General features: G+C 42.1%; 19 protein-coding genes. 11 read left to right on the forward strand and 8 right to left on the reverse strand.

Features of this window, described 5'->3' with window-relative positions:
- Positions 1-7: 7 nt before the first annotated feature.
- Together HG267_RS12555 and HG267_RS12560 are read right to left on the reverse strand one after the other, a co-directional pair.
- Positions 8-853 (reverse strand): ABC transporter permease, encoded by an 846-nt coding sequence (locus HG267_RS12555; protein WP_045869276.1) that lies wholly within the window; start codon positions 851-853, stop codon positions 8-10.
- Positions 854-1,378: 525 nt separating this feature from the next.
- Positions 1,379-2,134: a Uma2 family endonuclease gene (locus HG267_RS12560; RefSeq protein WP_045869277.1), complete on the reverse strand. Its 756-nt coding sequence runs from the start codon at positions 2,132-2,134 to the stop codon at positions 1,379-1,381.
- A gap of 208 nt (positions 2,135-2,342) precedes the next feature.
- Between HG267_RS12560 and HG267_RS12565 the strand changes: the two genes are divergently transcribed.
- From HG267_RS12565 to HG267_RS12600, 8 genes are all read left to right on the forward strand, one after another.
- Complete coding sequence (locus HG267_RS12565; protein WP_045869278.1) at positions 2,343-2,537, forward strand: DUF2862 domain-containing protein; 195 nt, start codon at positions 2,343-2,345, stop codon at positions 2,535-2,537.
- A gap of 72 nt (positions 2,538-2,609) precedes the next feature.
- Positions 2,610-3,710 (forward strand): ArsA family ATPase, encoded by a 1,101-nt coding sequence (locus HG267_RS12570; RefSeq protein WP_045869279.1) that lies wholly within the window; start codon positions 2,610-2,612, stop codon positions 3,708-3,710.
- Positions 3,711-3,871: 161 nt separating this feature from the next.
- Entirely contained in the window at positions 3,872-4,912 is a 1,041-nt protein-coding gene (chlG, locus tag HG267_RS12575; RefSeq protein WP_045869649.1) for a chlorophyll synthase ChlG, read from the forward strand.
- 91 nt (positions 4,913-5,003) lie between these two features.
- Positions 5,004-5,291: a hypothetical protein gene (locus HG267_RS12580; RefSeq protein WP_045869280.1), complete on the forward strand. Its 288-nt coding sequence runs from the start codon at positions 5,004-5,006 to the stop codon at positions 5,289-5,291.
- 579 nt (positions 5,292-5,870) lie between these two features.
- Positions 5,871-11,144, forward strand: a complete 5,274-nt coding sequence (locus tag HG267_RS12585; RefSeq protein WP_155539096.1) for a choice-of-anchor I family protein — start codon at positions 5,871-5,873, stop codon at positions 11,142-11,144.
- Between the two features lie 99 nt (positions 11,145-11,243).
- Entirely contained in the window at positions 11,244-12,560 is a 1,317-nt protein-coding gene (locus HG267_RS12590) for a cytochrome P450 (protein ID WP_045869281.1), read from the forward strand.
- A gap of 8 nt (positions 12,561-12,568) precedes the next feature.
- Positions 12,569-13,336 carry a hypothetical protein gene (locus tag HG267_RS12595; RefSeq protein ID WP_045869282.1) on the forward strand — a complete coding sequence of 256 codons (768 nt, stop codon included), beginning with the start codon at positions 12,569-12,571 and terminating at the stop codon, positions 13,334-13,336.
- Positions 13,337-13,467: 131 nt separating this feature from the next.
- Positions 13,468-14,460 carry a threo-3-hydroxy-L-aspartate ammonia-lyase gene (locus HG267_RS12600; protein WP_045869283.1) on the forward strand — a complete coding sequence of 331 codons (993 nt, stop codon included), beginning with the start codon at positions 13,468-13,470 and terminating at the stop codon, positions 14,458-14,460.
- 247 nt (positions 14,461-14,707) lie between these two features.
- On the opposite strand, the gene HG267_RS12605 is transcribed toward HG267_RS12600, so the two are convergent.
- On the reverse strand, positions 14,708-15,247 hold the full coding sequence (locus HG267_RS12605; protein ID WP_045869284.1) for a hypothetical protein: 540 nt from the start codon (positions 15,245-15,247) through the stop codon (positions 14,708-14,710).
- Positions 15,248-15,698: 451 nt separating this feature from the next.
- Positions 15,699-17,177, reverse strand: coding sequence for a glycogen synthase GlgA (gene glgA / locus HG267_RS12610; protein WP_045869285.1), 1,479 nt, complete (start codon positions 17,175-17,177; stop codon positions 15,699-15,701).
- Positions 17,178-17,375: 198 nt separating this feature from the next.
- On the opposite strand from glgA, the gene HG267_RS12615 reads away from it, so the two are divergent.
- The gene (locus HG267_RS12615; protein WP_155539098.1) at positions 17,376-17,516 is read left to right on the forward strand and encodes a hypothetical protein; all 141 of its coding nucleotides are present in this window, start codon (positions 17,376-17,378) and stop codon (positions 17,514-17,516) included.
- A 567-nt stretch (positions 17,517-18,083) separates the two neighbouring features.
- On the opposite strand, the gene HG267_RS12620 is transcribed toward HG267_RS12615, so the two are convergent.
- On the reverse strand, positions 18,084-19,712 hold the full coding sequence (locus tag HG267_RS12620) for an adenylate/guanylate cyclase domain-containing protein (protein WP_045869286.1): 1,629 nt from the start codon (positions 19,710-19,712) through the stop codon (positions 18,084-18,086).
- Between the two features lie 264 nt (positions 19,713-19,976).
- Between HG267_RS12620 and HG267_RS12625 the strand changes: the two genes are divergently transcribed.
- Positions 19,977-21,452, forward strand: coding sequence for a serine/threonine protein kinase (locus HG267_RS12625; protein WP_045869287.1), 1,476 nt, complete (start codon positions 19,977-19,979; stop codon positions 21,450-21,452).
- Positions 21,453-21,615: 163 nt separating this feature from the next.
- Here HG267_RS12625 and HG267_RS12630 read toward each other — a convergent pair whose 3' ends face one another.
- A complete protein-coding gene (locus HG267_RS12630; protein WP_045869288.1) occupies positions 21,616-22,089 on the reverse strand; it encodes a thiol-disulfide oxidoreductase DCC family protein in 474 nt (157 codons plus the stop codon).
- Between the two features lie 206 nt (positions 22,090-22,295).
- On the opposite strand from HG267_RS12630, the gene HG267_RS12635 reads away from it, so the two are divergent.
- Positions 22,296-23,984 carry an NAD(P)H-quinone oxidoreductase subunit 4 gene (locus tag HG267_RS12635; RefSeq protein ID WP_045869289.1) on the forward strand — a complete coding sequence of 563 codons (1,689 nt, stop codon included), beginning with the start codon at positions 22,296-22,298 and terminating at the stop codon, positions 23,982-23,984.
- A gap of 246 nt (positions 23,985-24,230) precedes the next feature.
- On the opposite strand, the gene gatB is transcribed toward HG267_RS12635, so the two are convergent.
- Positions 24,231-25,706, reverse strand: coding sequence for an Asp-tRNA(Asn)/Glu-tRNA(Gln) amidotransferase subunit GatB (gene gatB / locus HG267_RS12640; protein WP_045869290.1), 1,476 nt, complete (start codon positions 25,704-25,706; stop codon positions 24,231-24,233).
- 206 nt (positions 25,707-25,912) lie between these two features.
- On the reverse strand, positions 25,913-26,500 hold the full coding sequence (locus HG267_RS12645; protein ID WP_045869291.1) for a TMEM175 family protein: 588 nt from the start codon (positions 26,498-26,500) through the stop codon (positions 25,913-25,915).
- Between the last annotated feature and the right edge of the window lie 16 nt (positions 26,501-26,516).

Here is a 26,516-nt window from a genome sequence, read left to right on the forward strand (position 1 = left end):
CCCAGATTTATAACACATCAGCAAAGGCAGGACGCAACCTTCTATACATGGAAAACCCACAACCAAATACCACCAAGGAAACCATAAAAGCCACTCCCCATTCACCCCAGTGTTTTACCTCCCCGACTAAAATTAAATCACGATATACTTCTGCGATCGCAGCTATGGGATTTAACCAAAATATCCAACTGCGCCATTGTTCAGGAATAGTAGATGCGGGATAGACAAGCGGTGTTGCATAAAACCAGATATTTAAGATTACCCCTAAAGTCTGAGGAATATCGCGCAGAAACACTGTGAGTCCTGCTGTCAAATAACCTAATCCGGCTGTGAGCAATAATTGTGTTAACCAGACCAAGGGTAACAGCGCCAAAGTAGTATGTAAAGTATGGGCACTGATGGCGACAAAAAAAATCAATGCCATTAAGCCAAAAGAACTTTCAATAAATGTTGATAAAATTGGCACTAAGGGTAATAAAGCTAAGGGAAAAACTACTTTTTTGACTAAATTTGACTGTGTAACTACGGAATTAGCAGATTGAATTAATCCGCTGGTAAACGCAATCCAAGGTAGTAAACCAGCAAATAACCACAAGCCAAAAGTAAAATTATTTTCTGGTAAAGTTTTCAGGGTTAATTTGACTTTGAGAACAATGGAGAATACATAGGTGTAAATTAGTAATTGCGAGAGCTGATTCAGCAAAGGCCATAAATTCCCTAAAATAGAACCTTTGTATCGTCCTTCTAAATCTCTTCTGACCAAAGTTCTGAGTAAATCAAACTTTACCCATAAACTTTGCTCTACTGGTAGAATACGCCTCAACCTTCCCGCTTTACGTGCAACTCCTCGCATTGTTCTTAGCAATTTCTGCTCCCTCGCTCGTTACCGATGGCATCCTAGTGCTATTAATGAAGTTAATTAGTGATGAAGGTTCCCTTTGCATGACTAAATAAGTACATCATTATACCAATTTCAGCAGTCTTGGCAAAATACCAATGTTGTATAAAAATTGCTGGTGAAAATTTTTACAAAATTATCTATAGCAGCATTTTTATACCAAATCAAATAATGTTTGCGACACATCAATAATATTCTAGAGGGCAAGGCAGTTCCGCGCCCCTACAATCTTTCTCATTCTTTTTTAAAATAGGTATAGGAATCCGCTTTGATTCGGAGAAATTATTTGCGTAGAGAGGGAACAGGGAACGGGGAACAGGGAAGAAGAAATAAAAGTGTACTTAGTTTTTTTCAAAAATCAAATATGAGTCCTATATTACCATTTGGTATTAATAAAAAATACTGTCTGTAACTAATTTGGTTTAATCTCAATCAACTGCCAGGCAAGCTGATAATTAGAAAAAATCAACCGCAGATTAATTAACTCAAATTATCAGGATCTACGCCTAGCGATCGCACGTACTCCGCCAATCTTTCTGCACGCTGTCGTTCCTGTTCTGCACGTTGCCTTTCTTGCTCTGCTTTTTCTCTCAGGGTAGGCACCCAGCCTTGTGCATGATACCAACGCAACCATAAACCAGTGATCTGCTGATAAGTACCTTGCCACAATCCTAATCCCAGTTCTAACTCTTCTAGCCAAAAGCGATTATCACTAAGAGATACTGCTGCATAACGACTGCCTATAAGTTGAAAGATCCTCAGATGATTTTCGTAGCGATCATATACGACATAGTAAGGAACCCGCAAAACACGTTCATAAACTTCCCATTTAGTTGGCGGTTGATTGACTTCCCTGAGAGTTCTTCCTAAGTCTTCTTGCTCTGTACCGGGTGAAAGTAATTCAACTACCAAAAATGGATTAATTCCTTCTTGCCAAACAACGTAACTTAAGCGTAAGTCTTGCTGTTGGCTAGCACCAGCTACCCCTAAAACTACGTACCAATCAGGCCTTTTGTACCATAAAGGATGGCGAGGATTGTAGTACAGGTTTAAATCGCTAGCCAGTAAAATTTCTGTGGGTGAATAGTTGGGAGGTTGACAAGTTTCAGTTAATAAATCAGCCTGAATACAGTGAAATTCGTCCGGCAAGCCTGATTCCCCTATTAATTCGCTGGGTAAATCATACATCGTCGGCATTGTTTCTTGGGGCGGGCGCGGCGGATTTGGATCGTACATGGCTGCTCGTTGACGCAAAGAAAGCGATTTTTTACTTAAATCAAATTATTAGGGTTAACTCTTAGCTATCGCAGACAGTTTATCAATTGGTGTTTGTTATTGATTCTTTGCTCCCTGATTGTTTATCTACCTCATCATCATAAATGTATTACAGAGGAGTCACGGATTCAGTTAAACTGAGACTTGGTTTATTGCATTATATCTAGGCATGGAAATCGGACAGAAGGTTAAGGTCTTTCGTTTGCGCGATCGCGTATCTCCCGCTGTTGTCAAAAAATTAGGACAAGTTGGTACTATCCTCGGCTACAAAATGACAGATGCTAGCAGTGTAGGTATAGTGGTGCAATTTGAAGATAATTTCTCCACTTGGTTTTTTGAAGATGAGCTAAAAGTCGTACAGTAGGCGGAAGCATAGAATATTTGCCGAGTGCTAAGTTGGAGTTGAAAACATCGGCGGTAAGGTGGAAATCAACTAATGACTCTGATATTGACATTTTTGGGCAAAGGCGGCATTGCTCGTACCAAAATTGCGATCGCCGCCGCTAAATTATTGGCTAGCGAAGGCAAGCGCGTACTTCTCGCAGGATTGGCAGAGCCGACATTACCCATACTGCTAGAAACTACACTAACACCCGACCCTCAAGAAATTGCTCCCAATTTGCAAGTAGTACAGTTTCAAGCATCTGTATTATTAGAACGCCAATGGGAAGAAGTCAAAAAACTGGAGGCGCAATATCTCCGCACCCCAATTATTAAAGATGTTTTTGGTCAAGAATTGGTGGTATTGCCGGGGATGGATAACGCTTTGGCCTTAAATGCAATCCGTGAATATGATGCCAGTGGCAAATATGACGTGATTGTCTATGATGGCACAGGTGATGCTTCTAGCTTGCGGATGTTGGGATTACCAGAGTCTTTGAGTTGGTATATCAGACGCTTTCGGCAATTATTTGTTAACTCAGATTTGGGGAAAACAATTGCCGAATCACCTTTAATTCAACCACTGATTAGCACTCTGTTCAATTTTAATTGGACAGCAGATAACTTTGCTCAACCAACTAATCAAGTTAATAATTTTTTAGAAAAGGGTAAAGCGGCTCTTGCCAATCCCCAGCGTGTTGCTGCCTTTTTGGTAACTACATCAGATCCAATTGAGGTAGCCAGCACACGTTATTTATGGGGTAGCGCTCAACAAATCGGTGTGACGGTTGGTGGTGTAATTGTTGTGTCTTCCGACACCAACCCCAATCTCACAGAGGAATTTAGCCCTCTAACCATTAGTGTAGTGCCTGATGCCCCAACTGGTGAATGGCGATCGCTTATGGATGCCCTACCAGATTTTGCTCAGGAAGCGCTAAAAGCTCCCAAACCCATAGAAATAGATACTCATAACCGTCAGGTACGCTTATTTTTGCCTGGATTTGATAAAAAACAAGTCAAGCTTACTCAGTATGGGCCGGAAGTGACTGTGGAAGCAGGCGACCAACGGCGCAATATTGACCTTCCACCTTCTTTAAGTGGAAAACCCATTACTGGGGCGAAGTTTCAGAACAGTTATTTGATCATTTCGTTTTAAGTTAGAGATATTGGGGATTGGGGACTGGGGACTGGGGACTAGAAATTTTAGATTTTAGATTTTGGATTTTAGATTTCAACCTAATCCAAAATTGCAAATCCAAAATTGAATTGCCCAATGCCCCATGCCCCATGCCCTATGCCCTATGCCCAATTAATCTTATGTCTGAATCATCTCCCATTACTCCAAATTCCAATTCGGCGGAAGCAATAGAGTCCGTTAATACTACTGAAGATATCACCACAGTTGGCGATCGCAGTTCTAAAACTCGGCAACTGCTGGGGATGAAAGGCGCAGCACCAGGGGAAACTTCGATTTGGAAAATCCGGTTGCAACTGATGAAGCCGATTACCTGGATTCCCCTGATTTGGGGTGTAGTCTGTGGTGCGGCTTCTTCGGGTAACTATACTTGGACGCTGGAAAATGTGTTGAAGGCGGCTGCTTGTATGTTGCTTTCCGGCCCCTTGCTAACGGGTTACACCCAAACCATCAATGATTTCTATGATCGCGAAATTGATGCGATTAACGAGCCTTACCGTCCGATTCCGTCTGGTGCTATTTCCGTACCCCAGGTAATTACGCAGATAGTTGTATTATTACTTGGTGGTATTGGTTTAGCCTTTGTGCTGGATTTGTGGGCTGGTCATGACTTCCCCAACATCACAGTATTGGCTGTCTTTGGTACTTTTATTGCCTATATCTATTCAGCACCACCATTGAAGTTGAAGCAAAACGGCTGGTTAGGGAATTATGCTTTAGGAGCCAGCTATATTGCTTTACCTTGGTGGGCTGGTCATGCTTTGTTTGGCGAACTGAACTGGAAAATTATGGTTCTCACCCTGGTTTACAGTTTAGCTGGATTGGGGATTGCCATTGTTAATGACTTCAAGAGCGTAGAAGGCGATCGCCAATTAGGATTACAATCACTACCTGTAATGTTCGGTGTCACTACTGCAGCCTGGATATGTGTAGTGATGATTGATGTATTTCAAGGATTTATTGCTGCATATCTGGTCAGCATCCATGAGAATTTGTACGCAGCAATTCTTGTACTGTTGATTTTGCCGCAAATTACTTTCCAAGATATGTATTTTTTGCGTGACCCGTTAAAGAACGATGTGAAGTATCAAGCCAGTGCCCAACCATTCTTAGTCTTAGGAATGCTTGTGGCTGGTTTAGCGCTCGGTCATGCAGGTATTTGATTTATACTTCTAGAGTAAGAAGATAAAAAATAGGGGTTAGGAGGTAACATTACTTCTAACTCCTAATTTTTAATTACTATCAGAACTTGCCGTGTTATACCTAATTGCTGCTTTAATACATGGGATTCAGGCTTTGTTAGTCCCTATTTGCTTTGTTGTTGCTTGGGCTGTGATGATTCTAGGTGGTTGGAGTTTGTGGTCAGCAGCTAGAGATAGTGTCAATAAAGCCAAGCAAATGCATCAAATACCTTGCACAGGTTGTCAGTTTTTTACCGACAATTACCGTCTCAAGTGTACTGTACATCCTTCCATTGCTAATACAGAAGAAGCAATACACTGCCACGATTTTCAGGCTAAGACAAATTCGATGTATTACTAACAGTCTGTACTATTAAGTTTAATAGTGTTGACCGTTCACTGTTGACTGTTGACGGTCAATTATTCAATAAAGTAATTGGTTTTAAAAAATGGCGTTGCATAATGCGGGATGATTTACCTCATGCAGAGACGCAAAGGAGAACACTTGCGTGGGTGGTTTCTCGACTTGCTCTGAATTAATTCTGCAAATATGCAACACCAAAAATATTTTTCTTACTTTCAGTATACGTAGTTCATCAAAAATACATATACATAAATATTTGGTAAATTCATATTTACATAAGCTTTTCTTAACCTGAAACTAGCAACTACATATATTTAATAAAATCAGCTATTTATAAATCTTTAAGTAAATGGATCTACTTATAGCCTGTTCTTAACCTTTACCCAGTAAACCCTAAGTAATTATTGACATCTGTGAAAATACAGAGCGCTGAATTTATGCAATGAACAAAAAAATACTCAACAAGTGACGACCTGTTTCAACATAGGCCGCTATTTTTTGCATCCTAAATTGCTACTTTAGCGAAATTTTGACAGACAGAAGTTATTTTCACACATTGATTTTGAGTTCTAAAATATGGCACCTACAATTTTGAATCCCGGTGATGTTGCGATTGTTGGTTTTCGTTCCGGCGCTCCTGATGGTTTGGCATTTGTGACTTTCAAAGATTTAGATGTCGGAACCATGCTTGGTTTCACTGATGCGTCATATCAACAACCAAATACCCCAGGTAGTTGGCGTGGTAGTGAGAATTTTGCAGTTTGGACAGCCTCCACATTCATACCTGCGGGTACAGTAGTAGTTCTTTCTTTCCCCAATACCCCGCCTTCTACTTCAGATAACGGTTCCATTGCTAATGCATTAAATGGGATTTCTGGTAGTGGCGACCAGATTTTTATTTATCAGCGCAGTGATGGAACGGTATCTACTAGTTCACCATTCACATCTAATGCAACTGCAACAACCTGGAATGCAGCCAATGGTGGTTCCCTGTTGTTCGGCATTAATATTGCCTCAACTAATGGTTTTATTACCAGTGGAACAAGTAATTTAGATAGTACAAACACCTCTTATGTACCTGATGCCGGATCAGGTGCAGGTGCGCTGACATTGGGTTCAACTGCTCTCAATATTACCAATTCCGGTATTGTTGCAAATGCTCAGTACAATGGTTCTCGGAGTGGGTTATCTATTGCTGATTACAAAGCTCAGATCCTCGATCAGAATAATTGGTTCAGTGTTAATGCCGCAACTGGAACACTAAATTCGACAGATTTTGCGATCGCAAATGGCACTCCTGTAGTTAACTTATCTGTCAGCAGCAATACAGGCACAGAAGCCGGGACAACAGTAATTACAGTCACTGCTACAGCCTCTAGTGCTGTTGCTGGCGACCAAACAGTTGACTTAGGTGTTTCGGGAACTGGCATTACTTCAGGCGATTACACTCTTAGCGGTAATAAAATCACAATTCTCAATGGACAAACAACTGGTTCTGTCACCTTTACAGTTGTCGATGATGCTTTAGTTGAAGGCAATGAAACAGCAACTTTAACTCTCAGCAATCCTTCTGCTGGAATTACTCTTGGTACAGCTTCGCAGAATATTGCGATCGCAGATAATGATACTCCATCTGTGCCGATTGTGAATTTATCTGTTAGCACTGCTGCTGGTTCGGAAGCTAATACAACAGCCATCACTGTGACTGCTACTGCTTCTAGTGCAGTTGTTGGTAATCAAACAGTGAATTTAGCAGTTTCAGGGACAGGTATCACCACTGGAGATTATTACCTCAGCAACAATACCATCTCTATTGCTAACGGACAAACCAGTGGTTCCGTTACCTTTATCGTGGCAGATGATGCGATCGCAGAAGCAACTGAAACTGCTACCTTGACAATCGCAACACCTTCTGCAGGTATTGCTTTAGGTAACACCACTTCCCAAAATATTACGATTACCAACAACAACACCAGCACTTTGCAAAAAGTTGGCGGCTTCACCAGTGCGAATGGAGCCGAAATTTCTGCCTTTGATCCAGGAAGCGATCGCCTGTTTGTCGTTGCAGGTACTACCGTCGAAATCTACAATGTCAGCAACACCGGAGCATTGACAGCAGCCGGTAGCCTGACTCCTGGATTTACTGCGCCTACTGGTACGGAAATTATTCCCAATAGTGTAGCCGTCAAGAATGGAACAGTAGCAGTTGCTTACGCAATTCGCAACACCGCAACTGGCGCGCAACTTCTCGGACAGGTGGGCTTCTTTAATGCGGCTAATGGTTCTTTTTTGAACTCTGTGGAAGTGGGCAACTTACCTGATATGCTCACCTTTACACCCGATGGGACAAAGGTCTTAACCGCCAATGAAGGTGAACCAAACAGTTACGGACAAGCTAATTCCTTCGACCCCGAAGGTTCTGTAAGTATTATTAACCTGGCGAATGGAGTTGCCAATGCTACAGTGCAAACTGCTGGCTTCACGGCGTTTAATAGTCAAATTGATGCCTTGAAAGCTGCGGGTGTGCGGATTTTTGGCCCTGGTTCCACTGTAGCTCAAGATGTAGAACCCGAATATATTGCCTTTTCGGGAGATGGTACGAAAGCTTACGTGACATTGCAGGAAAACAATGCGATCGCAATTCTCGATATTGCCAGCGCCACCATTACCGACATTTTGCCATTAGGTGTGAAAAATCACAATCTACCTGGTAATGGTATTGATGCCAGCGATCGCGATGGCGGCATCAATATCCAGAATTGGCCTGTAGTTGGCTTATATCAACCTGATGCGATCGCTAGTTTCACAGCTAATGGACAAACCTACTACATTACAGCCAACGAAGGCGATGCCCGCGACTACACAGGATTTAGTGAGGAAGTTCGGGTTGGTGGTGAATATGTTTTAGACCCAACTGTTTTTCCTAATGCCGCAACCTTAAAAAATAACGCTAACTTGGGAAGGTTAAATGTAACAAGTGCTTCTGGCGATACTGACGGCGATGGAGACTTTGATCGTATTGAAGCTTTTGGGGCGCGTTCCTTCTCAATTTGGGATGCTAGCGGTAAACAAGTTTTTGATAGTGGCGATCAACTCGAACAAATTACCGCTAGTAAAGTCCCTACTCTGTTTAACTCAGAGGGCTTGGCTGCTGGCTTTGACACCCGCAGCGATAATAAAGGGCCTGAACCAGAAGGTGTGGCGATTGGAGTTATCAACAACCGCACCTATGCGTTTATTGGTTTAGAACGCACTGGCGATGTCATTATCTATGAGGTGACAAATCCTAACAAGCCAACTTTTGTTCAGTATATTAATACACCAGAAGATGTTGCAGTAGAGGGGCTAACATTTATTTCCGCCGCCGACAGTCCCACAGGTAAGCCTTTGTTGGTGACAACAAACGAAGTTAGCAGAACAGTTGCTGTATTTGAAGTTACTCCACCTGTGAGAATTAGCGACATTCAAGGAGTTAGTCACACCTCCCCCTTCAATGGAAAAACTGTTACCAATGTACCGGGGATTGTAACAGCTGTGGCGGCGCGCGGTTTCTACCTTCAAGACCCCAACCCAGATAGTAGCGATCGCACTTCTGAAGGAATTTTTGTGTTCACCTCATCAGCGCCCACTGTCCAAGTTGGCGATGCAGTGCAGGTTAGCGGTACAGTGACAGAATTCCGCCCTGGTGGTAATGCTAATAACTTGACGACTACCCAAATTACCAGTCCCTCTATTATCAAACTTTCCAGTGGTAATGCTTTACCTACTGCCACAATTCTCGGTAATGGTGGTAGAACAATTCCCACCTCAGTAATTGATAATGATACTACCGGTAATATTGAAACCGGAACGACCACCTTTGACCCCGCCCAAGATGGGATTGATTTCTACGAAAGCTTAGAAGGGATGCTGGTACAGGTAAATAATCCTGTTGCAGTTAGCCCGACTAATGACTTTGGGGAAATTTGGGTATTGGCAGATAATGGCGCAAATGCTACCGGACGCACTGCTAGAGGTGGTATTGCAGTTAGTGCTAATGATTTTAATCCAGAGCGTATCCAAATTGATGATACTTTATTTACTTCTGGTAGTTCTCCCCAGGTGAATGTCGGTGCAACTTTTGCCACAATTACAGGCGTGGTGGATTATAACTTCAGCAATTACGAAGTTCTGCCAACTTCTGTAAGTGTTACCTCTGATACTCTCCAAAAGGAAGTTACAAATCTTACTGCTAGCGCTAGCCAATTAACAGTTGCTACCTTCAACGTCGAAAACCTTGATCCTAGTGATGGTGCAGCGAAGTTTCAAAATCTTGCCAACAGAATTGTCAATAACCTGAAATCACCAGATATTATTACTCTGGAAGAGATTCAGGATAATAACGGGGCGACGAATAACGGGGTAGTTGATGCGAGTACAACTTACCAAACATTAATTAATGCCATTAAAGCTGCGGGCGGCCCGAGCTACGAATATCGTCAAATTGACCCAGTAAATAACCAAGATGGCGGTGAACCTGGTGGGAATATTCGCCAAGGTTTCTTATTTAATCGCGATCGCGTGCAGTTTGTCGATCGCGCTGGTGGTACTTCTGCTTCTAACACTACAGTTAGCGATGTTAATGGTGTACCCACCCTTTCTGCTAGTCCCGGTCGCCTTGACCCCACGAACTCTGCTTTTAATACCAGCCGTAAGCCTTTAGTCGGTGAATTTACTTTCAACGGGCAAACTGTTTATATCGTTGGTAATCACTTTAACTCTAAAGGTGGTGACCAACCTTTATACGGGCCAAATCAACCGCCTACACTCACCAGCGAAACTCAGCGTCAGCAGCAAGCTACGGTGGTGAAAAATTTTGTTGAGAGTATTTTAGCCATCAACCCCAACGCTAATGTCGTAGTAGCAGGGGACTTGAATGATTTTGAGTTTTCCAAACCTGTCAGCACTCTAGAAAGTGCTGGACTCACTTCCCTGATTGAAACCTTGCCGGAAAATGAGCGTTATACCTACAATTTTGAAGGTAATGCCCAAGTACTTGACCACATCCTTGTCAGTAAGAATCTGCTCAATCAACTCGATGGCTATGATGTCGTACATATCAATTCTGAGTTTGCTGACCAGGATAGCGACCATGACCCCAGTGTAGCGAGATTTAACATACCAGTTCCTAACACCATCAATGGCACATCCGGTAATAATATCCTCATCGGTACTGAGAAAGTTGATATTATCCGGGGTTTAGGTGGTAATGATATCATCACAGGGAACAAAAACAATGATTTCCTGTATGGTGGTAGCGGGAATGATGCACTGGAAGGTGGAGATGGTAACGACAACCTGTATGGTGATGAGGGTAATGATGGCTTGCTAGGTGGAAAAGGTGACGATACCCTGAGTGGTGGTAGCGGAAATGATGCACTCGAAGGCGGAGATGGTAACGACAGGCTGTATGGTGATGCGGGAAATGATATCTTACTCGGTGGCGATGGCGATGATTGGCTAGCTGGCGGTGAAGGAAGGGACTTTTTAACTGGTGGTAGCGGTAGCGATCGCTTTTACTTCACTGGTACAGGTGAATTTGATACTATCATCGACTTTAACCCCGGTGTTGATAAAATCGTCATTTCTAAATCCGAATTTAGTCTCTCCCAAGCACTCGGTACCCTGGATGCTGGTTTGTTCCGCACTGGTACTAGGGCGACTACAGAAAGCGATCGCTTTATTTATGATCGCCTTCGGGGTAACCTTTTCTTTGATGCTGATGGTACTGGTAGCAGCGCACAAATTCAGATAGGTCAATTATTCAATAGAGCGGCACTCACAAGCAATGATATGACTGTGATTGCATAGATTTACTGGGATGCGTTACGGCTGCGCCTAACGCATCCTACGAATTACCAAATAACTGTTTTTTGTTAATCTTTATAATTATCAGAAAACAGTTAAAAGATGAAAAGTTCTCAACTACCACCAGGAAGCTTTGGTTTACCATTACTAGGTGAAACCCTGGAATTTGTTGCTGATCCGTACAAATTTGGTAATAAGCGCTATCAGCAATATGGTTCCATATTTAAAACTCATCTTGCAGGTAGACCAACTGTGGTGATGGTGGGGCCACAAGCAATTGAGTTTGTGCTTTCCAGCCACATGGAATATTTTTCCTGGCGTGAAGGATGGCCTCGGAATTTCAAAATATTATTAGGCGAATCACTTTTTCTGCAAGATGGTGAGGAACACCGCAAAAATCGCCGCTTGATGATGCCGGCTTTACATGGCCCAGCATTAGCAAATTATGTCGCCACAATGGAAGAAATCACCAGTGGCTATCTCAAAAAATGGCAGGATAAACAAGAGTTTACCTGGTTTAGTGAATTTAAAAAGCTAACATTTGATATTGCTAGTCAGTTATTGTTAGGTACAAGTCCTAGTGCTGAATCTGTGAGACTCAGCCAATTATTTACTAACCTCACCAATGGGCTATTTTCTATTAACCCATTACCGCTACCATTTACAACATTTGGCAGAGCTTTAGCAGCACGCAATCAAATTTTAGAACATTTGACCCAAGTTATTAGACAACGCCAGCAAAACCCTACTAAAGACGCTATTAGTTTATTAATCCAGTCCAAAGATGAGGAAGGGAATAGCATGGGTGAAAGAGAACTGATTGCCCAAGCTGTGCTATTACTGTTTGCTGGACATGAAACTACAACATCAATGTTGACTTGGTTATGTGCAGAATTAGCACTTCATCCAGAGGTCAAAGAACGCGCGCGAGAAGAACAATTACAACTGGCTAATAAAGGTGCTTTAAGTTTAGAACAGTTGGGTCAAATGCCTTATTTAGAGCAAGTTTTATTAGAAGTTGAAAGGTTACATCCTCCGGCTGGTGGTGGGTTTCGGGGTGTAATTAAAGACTTTGAATTTAATGGCTTTCATGTTCCCGCCGGTTGGCAATTATTGTATTCAATTGCTGTCACCCATAGCTTAGAAAAAATTTATCCTCAGGCAGAAATATTTGATCCAGATAGGTTTAGCCCGCAACGTCAAGAAAACAAACAATATCCCTTCAGTTTAATTGCTTTTGGTGGCGGGCCGCGCATTTGTATTGGCATTGCCTTTGCCAAAATGGAAATGAAAATTATTGCTGCCCACTTGCTACGCAGCTATGATTGGGAGATATTGCCTAATCAAAGTTTAGCTACAGTAAGGTTGCCCACGAATCACCCCAAAGATGGTTTGCGGGTTAGATTTCAACCCCGGTGAAATGTGCCATGACACCTCAAATAGATATGAACTTTTCTGAAGGAATTTGGCAAAGCCTTCAACAAGCGAAATATTTTGTTGATGACAGCGTTAATTCCTTAACTAACTCAGCACAGCAAGCAGGACAATCTTTTAAAGAAACTGCCAATATAGCCAGTGATAGAGCCATTAATACAGTTACAACAACTTGGGAACAAGCTAAAGGTTCTCTAGAACAAAGTTTACAAACTGCTGGACAAGTTAAGAGTACAACATCAACAGCAGTACAAACAGCGATCGCATCTTCGATGAATGATTGGCTAGCGCAACACCCAGGAATTTTTCGGCTAGTGCAAATCCTCAGTTGGGCTGCTAATCATCCTATTATCAGCTGCATCATGCTGGTGTTTATCCTGGCTCTGTTGTGGAGTATTATTAGAGCCATTATGCGCCTGATTGAGACAGCTAGTTGGTCAATTCTGCAAGTACCACTTAAATTACTTCAGGCTTTAGCTAAAGTTATTTTTATCTCCTTTGCTAGATTTGGTAGTTTTGCAGTGCAAAAAATTAAAGGCACTCAACGGACTGATAAAACATCAGCGATACTACCCATAAATGCAGAAATTATCTATCAAACTAAGCAGCAAAGATTAGCAGAAATTTCTACTCGATTGGAAGCAATTCAAAAGGAACAGCAGGAACTTTTACGAGAAGCTGCCAGCTTAATTGCTGATGACAGTAGTGTCACAATAGAAGAGTGGAAATTAAATGGTCATCAAAAGTACACGAGCATTTAAATATAACGGTGCAGTTAAAGATAGTTTGTGAAGTTTGTCATTTGTCATTTGTCATTAGTTATTGGTAAGAGTTTGAAGTCTATTTACTTTTCGTAAAAAGTTGGGTTTATTTCACCAACTTATTTAATTAAATGCAAAAGCATAACTCTGTCACTATAAATGACGTACAAGCAGCCCAAGAACGTCTTTTGGGTATTGCTCATTTAACACCTGTGCTAACTTCAACAACAGTGAACGAACGTACTCACAGCCAGGTGTTTTTTAAATGCGAAAATTTTCAACGCACAGGTGCGTTTAAATTTCGGGGTGCGTACAATGCATTAGCACAGCTATCTGCAACGCAAAAACATCAAGGTGTTCTGACATTTTCATCGGGAAATCATGGCCAGGCGATCGCACTTGCGGGAAAATTACTCAATATCCCTGCAACTATTGTCATGCCTGATGATGCGCCTGCAGTCAAGCAAACGGCTACCAGGGGTTATGGTGCTGAGATAATTCTCTATAATCGCCACACGACAAACCGGGAAGAATTAGCCCAAAATTTAGCCAGCGATCGCAATCTTACCCTGATTCCCCCTTACGATCATCCACACATCATAGTGGGACAGGGAACAGCAGCTTTAGAACTGATACAAGAGGTAGGCGAACTGGATTTATTACTAGTTCCTTGTGGTGGTGGCGGCTTAATTTCCGGTTGTGCGATCGCAGCTAAAGCACTTTTACCAAACTGTCGGGTGATTGGTGTAGAACCAGAACTAGCCGATGATGCTACCCGTTCCTTTCACAGCAAAACTCTGCAAACTGTCACTAATCCTAATACAATTGCCGATGGCGCTCGTACTCCTTACTTGGGGAAAATTACCTTTCCCTTAGTGCTGAATTACGTTGATGATATGGTGACAGTTTCAGAATCAGCAATTATCACTACGATGTTATTCATTTGGGAACGCTTGAAAATTGTTGTTGAACCCACAGGAGTACTAGGCACCGCAGCTTTATTAACAGGTGTGGTGAAAGCACCAGGCGCGAAAATAGGTGTAATTATTAGCGGTGGAAATGTGGATTTAGGGCAAATTGGTCGGTTAATGGGGAAGGGGGAAGGGGGAATGGGTAATGGGTAATGGGGAAAGAGATGAGATTATTCATTTTTCATAGCGAAGACCATAATTGTATTCTTCCTCCTCTGCTTCCCCTGCTCACTAAAGCAATTAATTATTTTTTATTTGCAAGTCCCTACTACAGCACGGCGTAAATAAACAGACCATTTTAAATGGTGCAAAAGCCCGGAATACAATTCTTTTGACTTTTGACTTTTGACTTTTGACTTTTGACTTTTGACTTTTGACTTTTGACTTTTGCCTTGTTGTACTAGCTGGTTGATGAGGTAGATTCTTCTGGCGATTTGACTTTGACTATTCTTCTACCCCAAGGCTTCAGGACGGAAATGCCAATAATAGCAAGTACAGATAAAGTTTGAATTGTACCGCCGATGAGAACGCCTTTGATGTCAAATGTATATAGGGGATTGCTCAATGCTTGCGATCGCTCTATATCGGAAATACTTGTGGCTGCATTTAACCAAGGCCCTAACCACACAGTTCCCGAAGTAATCAACACAACTGTCGCAATCCATTTAACAATTACCCAGTAATGTTTAAAAAATCCCCAAATCGTTAACCAACAAAGCAGTCCTCCGGTTAGCAAAGATAAGTTAGCTGAAGGAATAATCACGAAATCATCTATTAACTTCAAACTAGCATTGACTGCATATAGTTCATCACCGTTAGTAGTATGAGTATTTTTCAATGCGATCGCCACAATGCATAAAGCCGTACCCAACCAAATGCTACCAAATGCAACATGGGCGGAAAGTAGCCAGTTTTTCTGCTTAACGTTGAGCTTGGGCATGAAGTCTCCAGATTTTCATATTTTTGACTAATAATTGCTGTTTGCATCTAGATTATGTCAATCTATCGGCAAAATCATTCTATTACTAGCTGAAACCACTAATACCAATTTGAAAACTGAATGCGATAGATTGTAAGGGCAAGGCAGTGCCTTGCCTATTGGTGTCAACTTAACGTGAAACCCTCTTGGTTATAAGGTTTAGCCCTCTCCCACAGGGAGAAGGGAGCCAGAGATTTAGTTCCCCTTCTCCAGGGGGAGAAGGGGTTAGGGGATGAGGGCGCAAGGTATTTGTACAACGCCCGCCCTATATCGCTTTTAGCTTAAGTTGACACAGGTGGGCAGTAGCTTGCCCTTACAATTATCTGTACCTCACCAACTTGCAATCTGCTGTAAATTTCGGATTTTGAATTTTTCATCCAAAATCCAAAATCCAAAATCTAAAATTCAGTGCTTACCACTTGTGTCTGATCCAGTCGTAAATTTCTATATATTCTCCTCCGGGAATATTCCACGAGTAGTCATACTCCATACCCTGAATAGCTAATTGACGAAACTCTTCAGGCGAGTAATTCCACAAATCAATAGCACGATTCATTGCTGATTCCAGCGCCTGATTATCGCTTTGATAGAACACAAAACCATTGCGTTTTTCTGGTGGGAGATTTTCGTCGTAGTTACGGTCAAATACTGTATTGACTAATCCACCTACACCACGCACAATCGGTACAGTGCCATACTTTAAGCCAATCATTTGAGTTAACCCACAGGGTTCGTAATTACTAGGGACAACAATCATATCTGCCCCAGCATAAATTAAGTGGGATAATTCTTCGTTAAAGCCCAGTTCTAAATGTACATCTGGGTTGTTATTTAAAAATTGTTTCTCATGCTGGAATTTAGCATTGATTGCTGGTTCGGTTGCTGAACCGAGTAATACAAATTGCGCTCCTTTATTGAGAGCATAATAGATAGCGTGATGTACAAGATGCACGCCTTTTTGATTATCTAAACGACCGATGTAAGCAACAATTGGTTTATCTTCTTGGCGGAGTAAAAGCCGCTCTCGCAAAGCTTTTTTGTTATCAAATTTTTTGTCAAAATCTTCTTTGCTATATTGAGACGGAATGTAGCGGTCGATTTCTGGATTCCAAAAATCGTAATCGATACCGTTCAGCACTCCACGGAATTTATCTTTATGTAAATGCAAAGTATGGCCCAAGCCACAACCTACATCGCTTGTACTGGCTTCCCAGGCGTGGTTAGGTGAAACTGTGGTGACAGCATTGGAATAAACAATACCCGCCTTCATAAAATTAATGGCAAAGGGATTGAAGTTGTCACGCAGTTTATCGTACTGGAAGTAATATTCTGGGCGATTTAAACCTGTAGCTTGGAGAGTTTCTATACCACCCATTCCCTGATGTTTAAAGTTGTGAATGGTGTAACAAGCGCGCTGATACTCTAGGCCATAGTACTTGTACATTTCACTGAGCATGACTGGTACTAAGCCTGTTTGCCAATCATGACAATGGATGATATCAGGACGCTTATTACTTTGTAGTAAAAACTCTAAAGCGGCTTTGCTGAAAAATGCAAAGCGCATATTATCATCATCGCAACCGTAATAGCAGCCACGGTTGAAGAAATTATCTTGGGAGTGGGGTTCAATAAAGAAACACACCCGTCCGTGTACCCAACCGCAGTGTACTGAGCAGTTAATTGCCCCACCATACCAGGGTACAGATAAATTGCGATATGCATCGTGCATACCCCAAATATGGTCATAGCGCATACAGTCATATTTGGGCAAAATTAGCTCGACGCAATGTCCGCGAATCTCTAATTCCCGACTCAGTCCGTAGACAACATCCCCTAATCCTCCTGCTTTAATTACAGGAGCACATTCCGAGGCAATCTGTACAATGTACATCCCTAGTCCTCGCTTCACAAAACTTCATTTTTACTATATTCTGATCAGTACATGAAAAATGTACTCATTGACACCTGATTAGTTGAATGATAAGTAAAAAAAGTTAAACACCCATCTAACAATAATTAAATCTATTAGCATTGACGCAAAATTATGCAATTTGCAAGATGCAATATATGCCTATGGATATGCTAAGTAATGGTCAGGAATTGCTTACATTTTGGTGTAACTGGTAAAAATGTAGAAGAGAACGCTTACCAGGAAATAGAGACACAATTACCTGTAGTTCAACAATCCAATGAACTCATACCAAATCAAATCATGTTTGCGAAACATTAATATACAGGACTTACGCAAGCAAAATTTGTCATTGCGACCGGAACGAAGTGTAGGGAAGCAATCCCAGAATATCAGGCGATTACGTCGCTGCGCTCGTAATGACGTAATTCCGTTACTTTTGCGTAAGTCCTAATATATTCTAGAGGGTATGGCAGTGCCATGCCCCTACAATCTGTCGCATTATTTTTTCAAATTAGTATCAGATAATTTTCAATATTTAGTTTGTAAGCTGTTCCATATTTGGCTTGCATATATTGGGCGGGCAAGATGCCCAACGCCACTTGCTACAACGCGGGGAACCCGCGCAACACAGTGGCTCCCCCACAATAAATATACAATTTCAGATTATGCAAACTAGATGTGGTTTAGCTTATGCTCAGGGCGAAAAAGATGCTTAATCCAGAATATTTATTATTTGCAGCTAATGATTTGGCACTGATGCGTTACGCTATCACTAACGCATCCTACGTGAACGTAAAAAATCAAATATGAGTTCTATAGTGGGTAATACTATTATAAAATTATCAAAAAATTCTTAACTACGAATTACGAATTACGAATTACGAACTATGAATTACCTTGCATTTTTGTTTGATAAACCTTCACTAGACGATTAATACCTTTGAAGGTGTAACTACCCATTTCATGAAAATCTACTGGTTGGGAAAGCATATTGTAAGTTTCTTCACTAATTACGCATTCACCAGTGGGACAAATTGGTTCCATACGGGCGGCGAGGTTAATAGTAGCGCCTAAAGCTGTATACTCAACCCGTTGAGAGCTACCAACATCTCCGACAACGGCTTTACCGCTATTCACCGCGATGCGTAATTGTAGCGGTTCTTGCCAAAAACCATTGAGGTTAAGAAGTTCTAAGCGAGTTAGCATTCCTTTAGCCGCAGCAGTGGCGCGCTCGGCGTGATCTGCTTGTGGCTCTGGAGCGCCAAAGAACGCCATAATACAATCACCAATATATTTATCTAAAGTGCCACCATAGGTAAATACCTCTTGTAGCATTTCTTCAAATAAGCTATTGAGTAATTGCGCGATCGCAGTTGGTGTGACTCTTTCTGAAATAGCGGTAAAACCTACCAAATCTGCGAATAAAATGCTAATTTCACTCTCTTCGGGGGGTAAACGTCCATCTGGTAACTTACCTACAGAAATTAACTGCTGAACTACAGCCGGAGAATGATAGCGTTCTAATCTGTGACGAATTACCTCTTCTTGCTTAAGTCTATCTAGCAGTAACCAGCGCTGAACGCTAGAAGCTACTAGGTTGGCTAAAGCCGAAAAAAAGCTGAGTTCTTCTTCACCTTCATTCGCCCAATGGTAAGAAGAAAGATGAGCATCAGCGTAGAGAACCCCCACTACTTTATTTTCATCCCATAAAGGCACTGCCATTACACTGCGAATACCTTTTACCAAAATGCTGTGTTCTCCAGCAAAACGTTCATCTTTATGGGTATCCGCAGATTGAATAACAACTTTTTCGTCAAACACTTTTTGACAAATACTACGGCTGATCCAACTACCATCAGGAGTCAGACTTTGCTGCTGGGTAATGTTGCGCGTCGCTGCATTGATTAACTCCAAATTACCGCCGCCAGTGACATCTATTAATAATGCCAAGCGATCAATACTATCTAGGTAACGAAAGACGACTTGTTGCACCTGAAAGAAAATCTCTTCTATGGAAGTGGCTGCACAAAGATTTTTGGCAATATCTACCAAATCTTTCAACCTAGCAATGGTTTTATCCTTATTATTATTGATATCACCATCTTTGCTATCAGCTTCTATCCATTGCTGTTGTAGTTGTTTGACGTTACGCAATATGGTTTTTTGATCGGCATCATTCTTAGTTGTACTCTGCTCAATTACTGACTTTGTATGAGGAGTGATCAACAATACTACTAAACTCACATTACCCAACCAAACAACGTCTCCATGATGCAACTGTTGCGGACGAGTCAGCAGACGTTCATTTACCTGTGTGCCATTTTTACTACCCAAATCCTCAATAGTCCACACATCATCACCCGTCTTCACAATTTGAGCATGAGTCCGGGAAACCCCACCAGAAGGTAAGTATAAGTTACATTCTGGTAACCTGCCGATAGTAAATACATCTTGATCCACTGAAACAACGGTTTCAGTATCTCCATCTTGTAGACGCAGTTTGAGTTCAGTCATGTGTGAGATATTGATCCTGGTATCTGGGGTTCTAGCATTTTTTGTCCAGGGTATACCCAAGGGTTAGCTCTGGGCTTTATATTTATGACACTGTTATTAGCATTCCGACAACTATCATGTACAACTTTATGTCCTGAATATAGTGAATATCCCGAAACAATTATATTCAGATATACATCAGTGTTAGGGAGAAAATCGTAATAACCTTCTTCATTTAGGAAAAAGTGTATTCTAGTTAACAGTTAACCGCAGTCCAGCTATACCATGATCGGCAGATTACTAGACCAGCGTTACCAAGTGGTCGAATTATTAGGCAAAGGCGGATTTGGTCATACTTATGTAGCCTTAGACACTCGCCGTCCTGGAAACCCCACTTGTATTGTCAAGCATCTCAAACCTATTAGTAGCGATCGCGAATTCTTGCTGACAGCGAGACATTTGTTTAATAGGGAAGCTGAAAGTTTAGAAAATCTCGGTCATCATGACCAAATTCCTCGGCTTTTAGCTTACTTTGAGGAAGACGAAGAATTCTATTTAGTACAGGAATTGATTGCTGGCAATCCATTGTCATCGGAAATGGCAGCTGGTAGGTGGAATGAAGGGCAGGTAATTCAACTGCTACAAGATGTTTTACCGATTTTAGAATTTATCCATAATCAAGGGGTCATTCACCGAGATATCAAACCCGATAACTTAATCCGCCGTACTGCCGATAATAAAATAGTCTTGGTTGATTTTGGCGCAGTGAAGCAAATTAAAAGCTACTCACTGATGACTCCAGAACAGCTAGAAAATGATACAGTTCCAGTGGGTACGCCTGGCTATATGCCGAGTGAACAAGGGCAAGGTAGACCACGCCCTTGTAGTGATATTTATGCATTAGGGATGACTTGTATTCAAGCGCTGACAGGCTTAAATCCCAAGCAGTTTGGCGAAGATGCGACTAGTGGTGAAATATTATGGCAGCATCATGCCCAAGTTAGTGAGCAATTGGCATCTGTGTTAAATAAGATGGTGCGGCATTACTTTAAATTCCGTTACCAAACAGCAACCGAAGCACTGCAAGCAGTTGCGACGATTACCAATGCCAATACACCCGCAGCTGTAGCAGCTGTCGTAGGTCAAGTAATGGGTCACTATTTAAAAGATGGCTATGTGACTGCAACCAAAGTCATGCACTATCTGCAAGAACTGGCTAAACCTAGCTATACTCCCCCAACTAACGGCACAAATAGCGCTACACCACAAGCATTTACCAATGCTTCTACTTTACGTGCTCCAGACGCACAGAATCAACTTTCAACTACTACTTTAAATAATCCCACGCGATCGCCTAGCATTTTGGCGACAGGCTGGGGTTCTGCAGCTCAATCATCTACAAAATTGCGCTGGCTGCTTGGTTCTGGCGCTGCGATCGCATTAGTTGCTATGGGGATTGTATCTGCTAATAACTCCCAAAAAATCGCTGCCAAACCTGCTGAAAATCAAGTGAAGCCAGTTGCAAATGCCAATACTTCCACGAATCAACCTGCTGAACAGAAACAAGGTTGCTTGGTAGTTGTGAGTTCCTCAAACTTACGTTCTTTATCTGGTTCGGGACAGCGCAAAACAGGAAAAGTAGTCAAAGCAGGTACTCAAGTCACAACTACCGGGAGAACAGAAGGCGGCTGGATAGAAATTAGTTCTCCCGAACCTGGCTGGATTTGGAAAAGCCGCACGAGGGATAGTTGTCGGAAGTAGGGATTGGGGACAAATCAATTCAAAATTCAAAATTCAAAATTCAAAATTAAAGAACTCCTGGGGATGAGGGAGATGAGGGGACAAGGGGACAAGGGGACAAGGGGAAATAACAAACACCAAATGACAAATGACAAATGACAAATGACAAATGACAAATGACAAATTACCGACAACGCCCTTCTGTATTACAAGCAATTTTTTGTTGACGTTGGGCGATGATTGTTTTTAAATTGGGTCTTCCTGTGACAGCTAGTCGCCAGTTTGCCCAAATTCCATAGAGAAAATCTGCGATCGCACCAATTATGGGTAACTTAGTGAGGCTATAAACCCAGCCCATACCTAAAATTTCGTAAATGCGGCGAAATACTTCTATATTTTTTACCACTGTGCCATCTGGTAATACTGCATGGATACGACCCATTGCGGTTTCATAGTCAACTCCGCCATGCACTTCGGGATTGTAGTTATCGTCGGCGATATCTACAAAGTTTACTAATCCTCGTCCAGCATCCCGTTTTTGCAGAAAATTCACTTCGCGCATACATAAAGGACATTCACTGTCATACAGCAGTTCGATTTGCCAGGAGGGTGAAGTCACTGCATCATAACTGTAGCTTTGGGTATTGGCTGAGGACATAGATAATTCTTTATTAAGATTTGCATACTTAACATATTTTAAAAAACTTTTCTAGATTTCATGCATTGATTATTTTTTGATGATTTTGACAACTATCAATAGAATGTAGATTTATCTATGCCTAAAGAAGTAAATATTTATTCATATTTGTTAACAAAGCCTAGTAGAATATCTTTATTCACAGATAAGTATTTTTTCTCATTGACATGATAGCGGATCAATTTCCTTGGCTTACCGCGATTGTCCTACTACCACTGGTTGCTTCCCTGCTCATCCCTGTGCTGCCTGATAAAGATGGCAAGCGCGTGCGGTGGTATGCCCTAGGTGTAGGTATCGCAGATTTTGTTTTGATGTGCTACGCCTTTTGGAAGCATTACGATACCAGTAGTGCTAGTTTTCAACTCGTGGAAAGTTATGCCTGGATGCCGCAGTTAGGTCTGAGCTGGGCTGTATCGGTCGATGGGTTATCATTCCCGTTGGTGCTGTTAGCTGGCTTTGTGACAACACTGTCAATGTTTTCCGCTTGGCGAGTCGATCGCAGACCCAAGTTATTTTACTTTCTGATGCTGGTGCTGTATGCAGCACAGATAGGGGTATTTGTTGCTAAAGACTTGCTACTGTTTTTCATCATGTGGGAAGTCGAGTTGATTCCTGTGTATCTACTCGTCTGCATTTGGGGTGGACAGAAGCGTCGTTACGCAGCCACAAAATTCTTACTATATACTGCAGCTGCTTCTATATTTATTCTTGTGGCAGCGCTGGCAATGGCGCTCTACGGTGGCGGTACAATGACTTTTGATATTACCGCCTTGGGGATGAAAGATTACCCCATAGCTCTAGAATTGCTGTTATATGCGGGATTGTTAATTGCTTTTGGTGTCAAGCTGGCTATTTTCCCGATGCACACTTGGTTGCCTGATGCTCACGGTGAAGCATCTGCACCAGTCTCGATGATTTTGGCAGGTGTGCTTTTGAAAATGGGCGGTTATGGCTTAATTCGCTTAAATCTTGAGCTTCTCCCTAATGCCCACGTCTACTTTGCACCTGTAATTGCCGTTCTGGGCGTAGTCAACATTATCTACGGGGCGTTAAACTCCTTTGCTCAGACAAACATGAAGCGTCGCTTGGCGTACTCTTCAATTTCCCACATGGGTTTTGTCCTGCTAGGAATTGCGTCCTTCACCGATTTGGGAATCAATGGTGCGATGTTGCAAATGATTTCCCACGGTTTGATTGCATCGCTGCTGTTCTTCCTAGCAGGGGTAACTTATGACCGTACCCACACAATGGCGATGAACGAAATGGGTGGTATGGGTCAAGCAATGCCCAAAGTATTTGCTTTAATTACTGTCGGCGCGATGGCTTCTCTAGCGCTTCCGGGGATGAGTGGCTTTGCTGGTGAACTGTCGGTGTTCTTGGGTATCACCACCAGCGATGTTTACAGTTCCACGTTCTGCACAGTTACAGTTTTCTTAGCCGCAGTAGGGGTGATTCTCACACCAATTTATCTGCTTTCCATGTTACGCCAAGTATTCTACGGTACTGGTAAAGCACTGACCTGCGACCTATCAGATGCAGGCTTGAAGAATCAAGAAGCAGATGAAGCGGTTTGTTTTGGTACAGATTGCGTTCTACCTACTGAAGCAGTATACAGAGATGCTAATGCTCGCGAAGTATTTATCGCTGCCTGCTTTATCGTACTAATTGTTGGAATCGGCTTCTATCCCAAGGTAGCTATGCAAATGTACGATGTGAAGACTGTAGCAGTGAATACTCAAGTTCGCCAATCTTATACAATCATCTCGCAAGCGAACCCCCAGATTTATGCTAGTGGCTTGTTAACACCAAAAATTGCAGAACCTGAGGTAGCACCTGTTTTAGCAACGATGAAGTAAGCTTTCCCATCTAGATTATCTGTCGAAGCGTAGCGATCGCTCTTTTGTAGGGCGATCGCTTTTATTTGGGGATTGGGGATTGGGGATTAGGGATTGGGGATTGGGGACTAGGGATTTTAGATTTTAGATTTTGCGAAAAGTTGCAAGGAGGGTTTCCCTCCGTAGCAAACTTTTCAAGACAGATTTTAGATTGAAAGCCAATCCAAAATTGAATTACCAATTACCAATTACCCATTACCAATTACCCTAAGAATTTAAGGCTTTCTCAACTAACTCATTAGTCAGCTTCGGATCAGCGCGTTTTTCGGTCTTTTTCAAAACTTGCCCAACAAAGAAGCCTTTGAGGTTAACATTACCATTGCGGTATTTTTCCAGTTCTTTGGGATTGGCGGCGATTACTTCATCAACAATGGGTTGTAAGACAGCCGGATCGCTGATGAGTTCTTGTCCAGCAAAAGCTTTCTCTGGAGGAATACCATTGAGCAAATCTGGTAACTTTTGTTTAGCTTGGGCGTTGCTGATTTTACCTTTTTCAATACGAACAATTAGATCAGCGAGGCTTTGGGGAGTCAAAGCTATTTCGCTGATGCTGAGTTTTTGCTTATTGAGGTAAGCTGCGATATCTTGCGTAATCCAGTTTGCTGCGGCTTTAGCATTTGCACCAGCTGCGATCGCGGCTTCAAAATAGTCAGCTACAGGCCGATCCTCTGTCAAAACTCTGGTATCGTAAGCCGAAAGCCCTAACTCAGTTTCATAACGATGGCGTTTTTGTGCGGGTAGTTCGGGAAGTTCGCCGCGCCAGTTGTTTAATTGTTCGTTAGAAACCTCAATGGGTGCTAAATCTGGTTCCGGGAAATAGCGGTAATCGCTAGAACCTTCTTTAGTCCGCATACTAACTGTACGTTGCGAACCTTCTTCCCACAGCCGCGTTTCTTGGATAATGCGTTCTCCGGCTTCTACAGCCGCAGTTTGGCGTTCAATTTCATATTCAATCGCCCTTTGGATGGCGTTGAATGAGTTCATGTTTTTAATCTCTACTTTTGTGCCAAACTCTTTTTGTCCTATAGGACGCACAGAGATATTGACATCGCAACGTAGAGAACCTTCTTGCATATTGCCATCGCTTACGCCCAGATAGCGTAAAACTCGCCGTAATTCTTGAGCATATTCTGCTGCTTCTTGTCCAGAACGTAAATCAGGTTCTGAAACAATTTCTACCAAAGGTACACCAGCACGATTGTAATCTACCAAAGAATAGGTAGAACCAGAAAGGCGATCGCTACCTGCATGTACTAATTTACCTGCATCTTCTTCCATGTGCAGACGGGTAATCCCAATGCGTTTGCGAGTGGGGTTACCATCAGCATCTACCAATTCAATTTCTAACCAACCATGTTCAGCGATTGGCAAGTCATATTGAGATATTTGGTAATTTTTGGGTAAATCAGGATAAAAATACTGTTTACGGTCAAATTTGCTATATTTGGCGATTTGGCAATTCAAAGCTAAACCCGCTTTGACGGCATATTCTAATACTTTTTGGTTGAGTACAGGTAAAACCCCAGGTAAACCCATACAAATTGGGTCAATGTTAGTATTAGGGTCACCACCGAATGCTGTAGAACTGCTAGAGAAAATCTTGGTGTTGGTACTCAGCTGACAATGGGTTTCTAAACCAATAATCGCTTCGTATTCAGTTTTGACGGTTGTAGCAGAAGTCATAAAATCAAAAATCGGGCATAATCCTTCTTTAGGGTACTATTGTAGCTGTGTTATCAGTTCCCCTGAAGCCGGAAATAGTGTTGATTCCTCAACTAAAACCTTCAAAAAATACGAATGTCATTCTGAGCCTTAGTTATAGATATGAATTAGGGGCTAATCTCTAGCCCCATTGGTTATAGCGATCGCAACAATGGTATTGCGTTATCTTATCGCGCTTTTTCCGAAGTCAAATGTCTTTCAATGCGACGGTCAGGAATCAACCACATCACCGCAACCATAATGTATAGCCCACAAGCTAACCATGAGTTAACAAAGGAAAGTGGAATTCCCACAGCATACAATACTAGTGATATCTTGCCCTTTAAGTCTCGACCGAGTGCAGACGCTAAAGTTGAATCTTTACCGTGATGACCAATCAAACTCAAGGTGAGAATATAGTAAGCGATCGCAGAGAATAAAAGTACCGTACCATAAAGGGCAACTGGTACAGGAGCAAAGTGGTTCTCGCCCATCCAGCCGGTAGCGAAAGGAATTACCGACAACCAGAACAGCAGATGTGCATTAGCCCAAAGAATACGTCCATTCACGTGACGGACTGCTTGCAATAAATGATGATGGTTGTTCCAGTAAATACCGAGAAAAATAAAACTTAGCAAATAGCTAAAAAATACTGGAATGAGCGGACGCAGAGCAGCTACATCAGCACTATGCGGCACCTTCAGTTCTAACACCATGATTGTAATAATAATTGCAATCACGGCATCACTGAATGCTTCTAACCTCCCCTTCCCCATCTGTATATGCTCCTTG

It is taken from the genome of Tolypothrix sp. PCC 7601 (assembly GCF_025677855.1).
Taxonomy (GTDB): domain Bacteria; phylum Cyanobacteriota; class Cyanobacteriia; order Cyanobacteriales; family Nostocaceae; genus Aulosira; species Aulosira diplosiphon.

Bases quoted from the DNA above. Each gene is read 5' to 3' on its own strand.
- HG267_RS12555 (WP_045869276.1), bottom strand. From the start codon at position 853: ATGCGAGGAGTTGCACGTAAAGCGGGAAGGTTGAGGCGTATTCTACCA.
- HG267_RS12585 (WP_155539096.1), top strand. From the start codon at position 5,871: ATGGCACCTACAATTTTGAATCCCGGTGATGTTGCGATTGTTGGTTTT.
- HG267_RS12605 (WP_045869284.1), bottom strand. From the start codon at position 15,247: ATGCCCAAGCTCAACGTTAAGCAGAAAAACTGGCTACTTTCCGCCCAT.
- HG267_RS12565 (WP_045869278.1), top strand. From the start codon at position 2,343: ATGGAAATCGGACAGAAGGTTAAGGTCTTTCGTTTGCGCGATCGCGTA.
- chlG (WP_045869649.1), top strand. From the start codon at position 3,872: ATGTCTGAATCATCTCCCATTACTCCAAATTCCAATTCGGCGGAAGCA.
- HG267_RS12560 (WP_045869277.1), bottom strand. From the start codon at position 2,134: ATGTACGATCCAAATCCGCCGCGCCCGCCCCAAGAAACAATGCCGACG.
- gatB (WP_045869290.1), bottom strand. From the start codon at position 25,706: ATGACTTCTGCTACAACCGTCAAAACTGAATACGAAGCGATTATTGGT.
- HG267_RS12570 (WP_045869279.1), top strand. From the start codon at position 2,610: ATGACTCTGATATTGACATTTTTGGGCAAAGGCGGCATTGCTCGTACC.
- HG267_RS12590 (WP_045869281.1), top strand. From the start codon at position 11,244: ATGAAAAGTTCTCAACTACCACCAGGAAGCTTTGGTTTACCATTACTA.
- HG267_RS12600 (WP_045869283.1), top strand. From the start codon at position 13,468: ATGCAAAAGCATAACTCTGTCACTATAAATGACGTACAAGCAGCCCAA.
- HG267_RS12625 (WP_045869287.1), top strand. From the start codon at position 19,977: ATGATCGGCAGATTACTAGACCAGCGTTACCAAGTGGTCGAATTATTA.
- HG267_RS12630 (WP_045869288.1), bottom strand. From the start codon at position 22,089: ATGTCCTCAGCCAATACCCAAAGCTACAGTTATGATGCAGTGACTTCA.
- glgA (WP_045869285.1), bottom strand. From the start codon at position 17,177: ATGTACATTGTACAGATTGCCTCGGAATGTGCTCCTGTAATTAAAGCA.
- HG267_RS12595 (WP_045869282.1), top strand. From the start codon at position 12,569: ATGACACCTCAAATAGATATGAACTTTTCTGAAGGAATTTGGCAAAGC.
- HG267_RS12635 (WP_045869289.1), top strand. From the start codon at position 22,296: ATGATAGCGGATCAATTTCCTTGGCTTACCGCGATTGTCCTACTACCA.
- HG267_RS12615 (WP_155539098.1), top strand. From the start codon at position 17,376: ATGGTCAGGAATTGCTTACATTTTGGTGTAACTGGTAAAAATGTAGAA.
- HG267_RS12645 (WP_045869291.1), bottom strand. From the start codon at position 26,500: ATGGGGAAGGGGAGGTTAGAAGCATTCAGTGATGCCGTGATTGCAATT.
- HG267_RS12620 (WP_045869286.1), bottom strand. From the start codon at position 19,712: ATGACTGAACTCAAACTGCGTCTACAAGATGGAGATACTGAAACCGTT.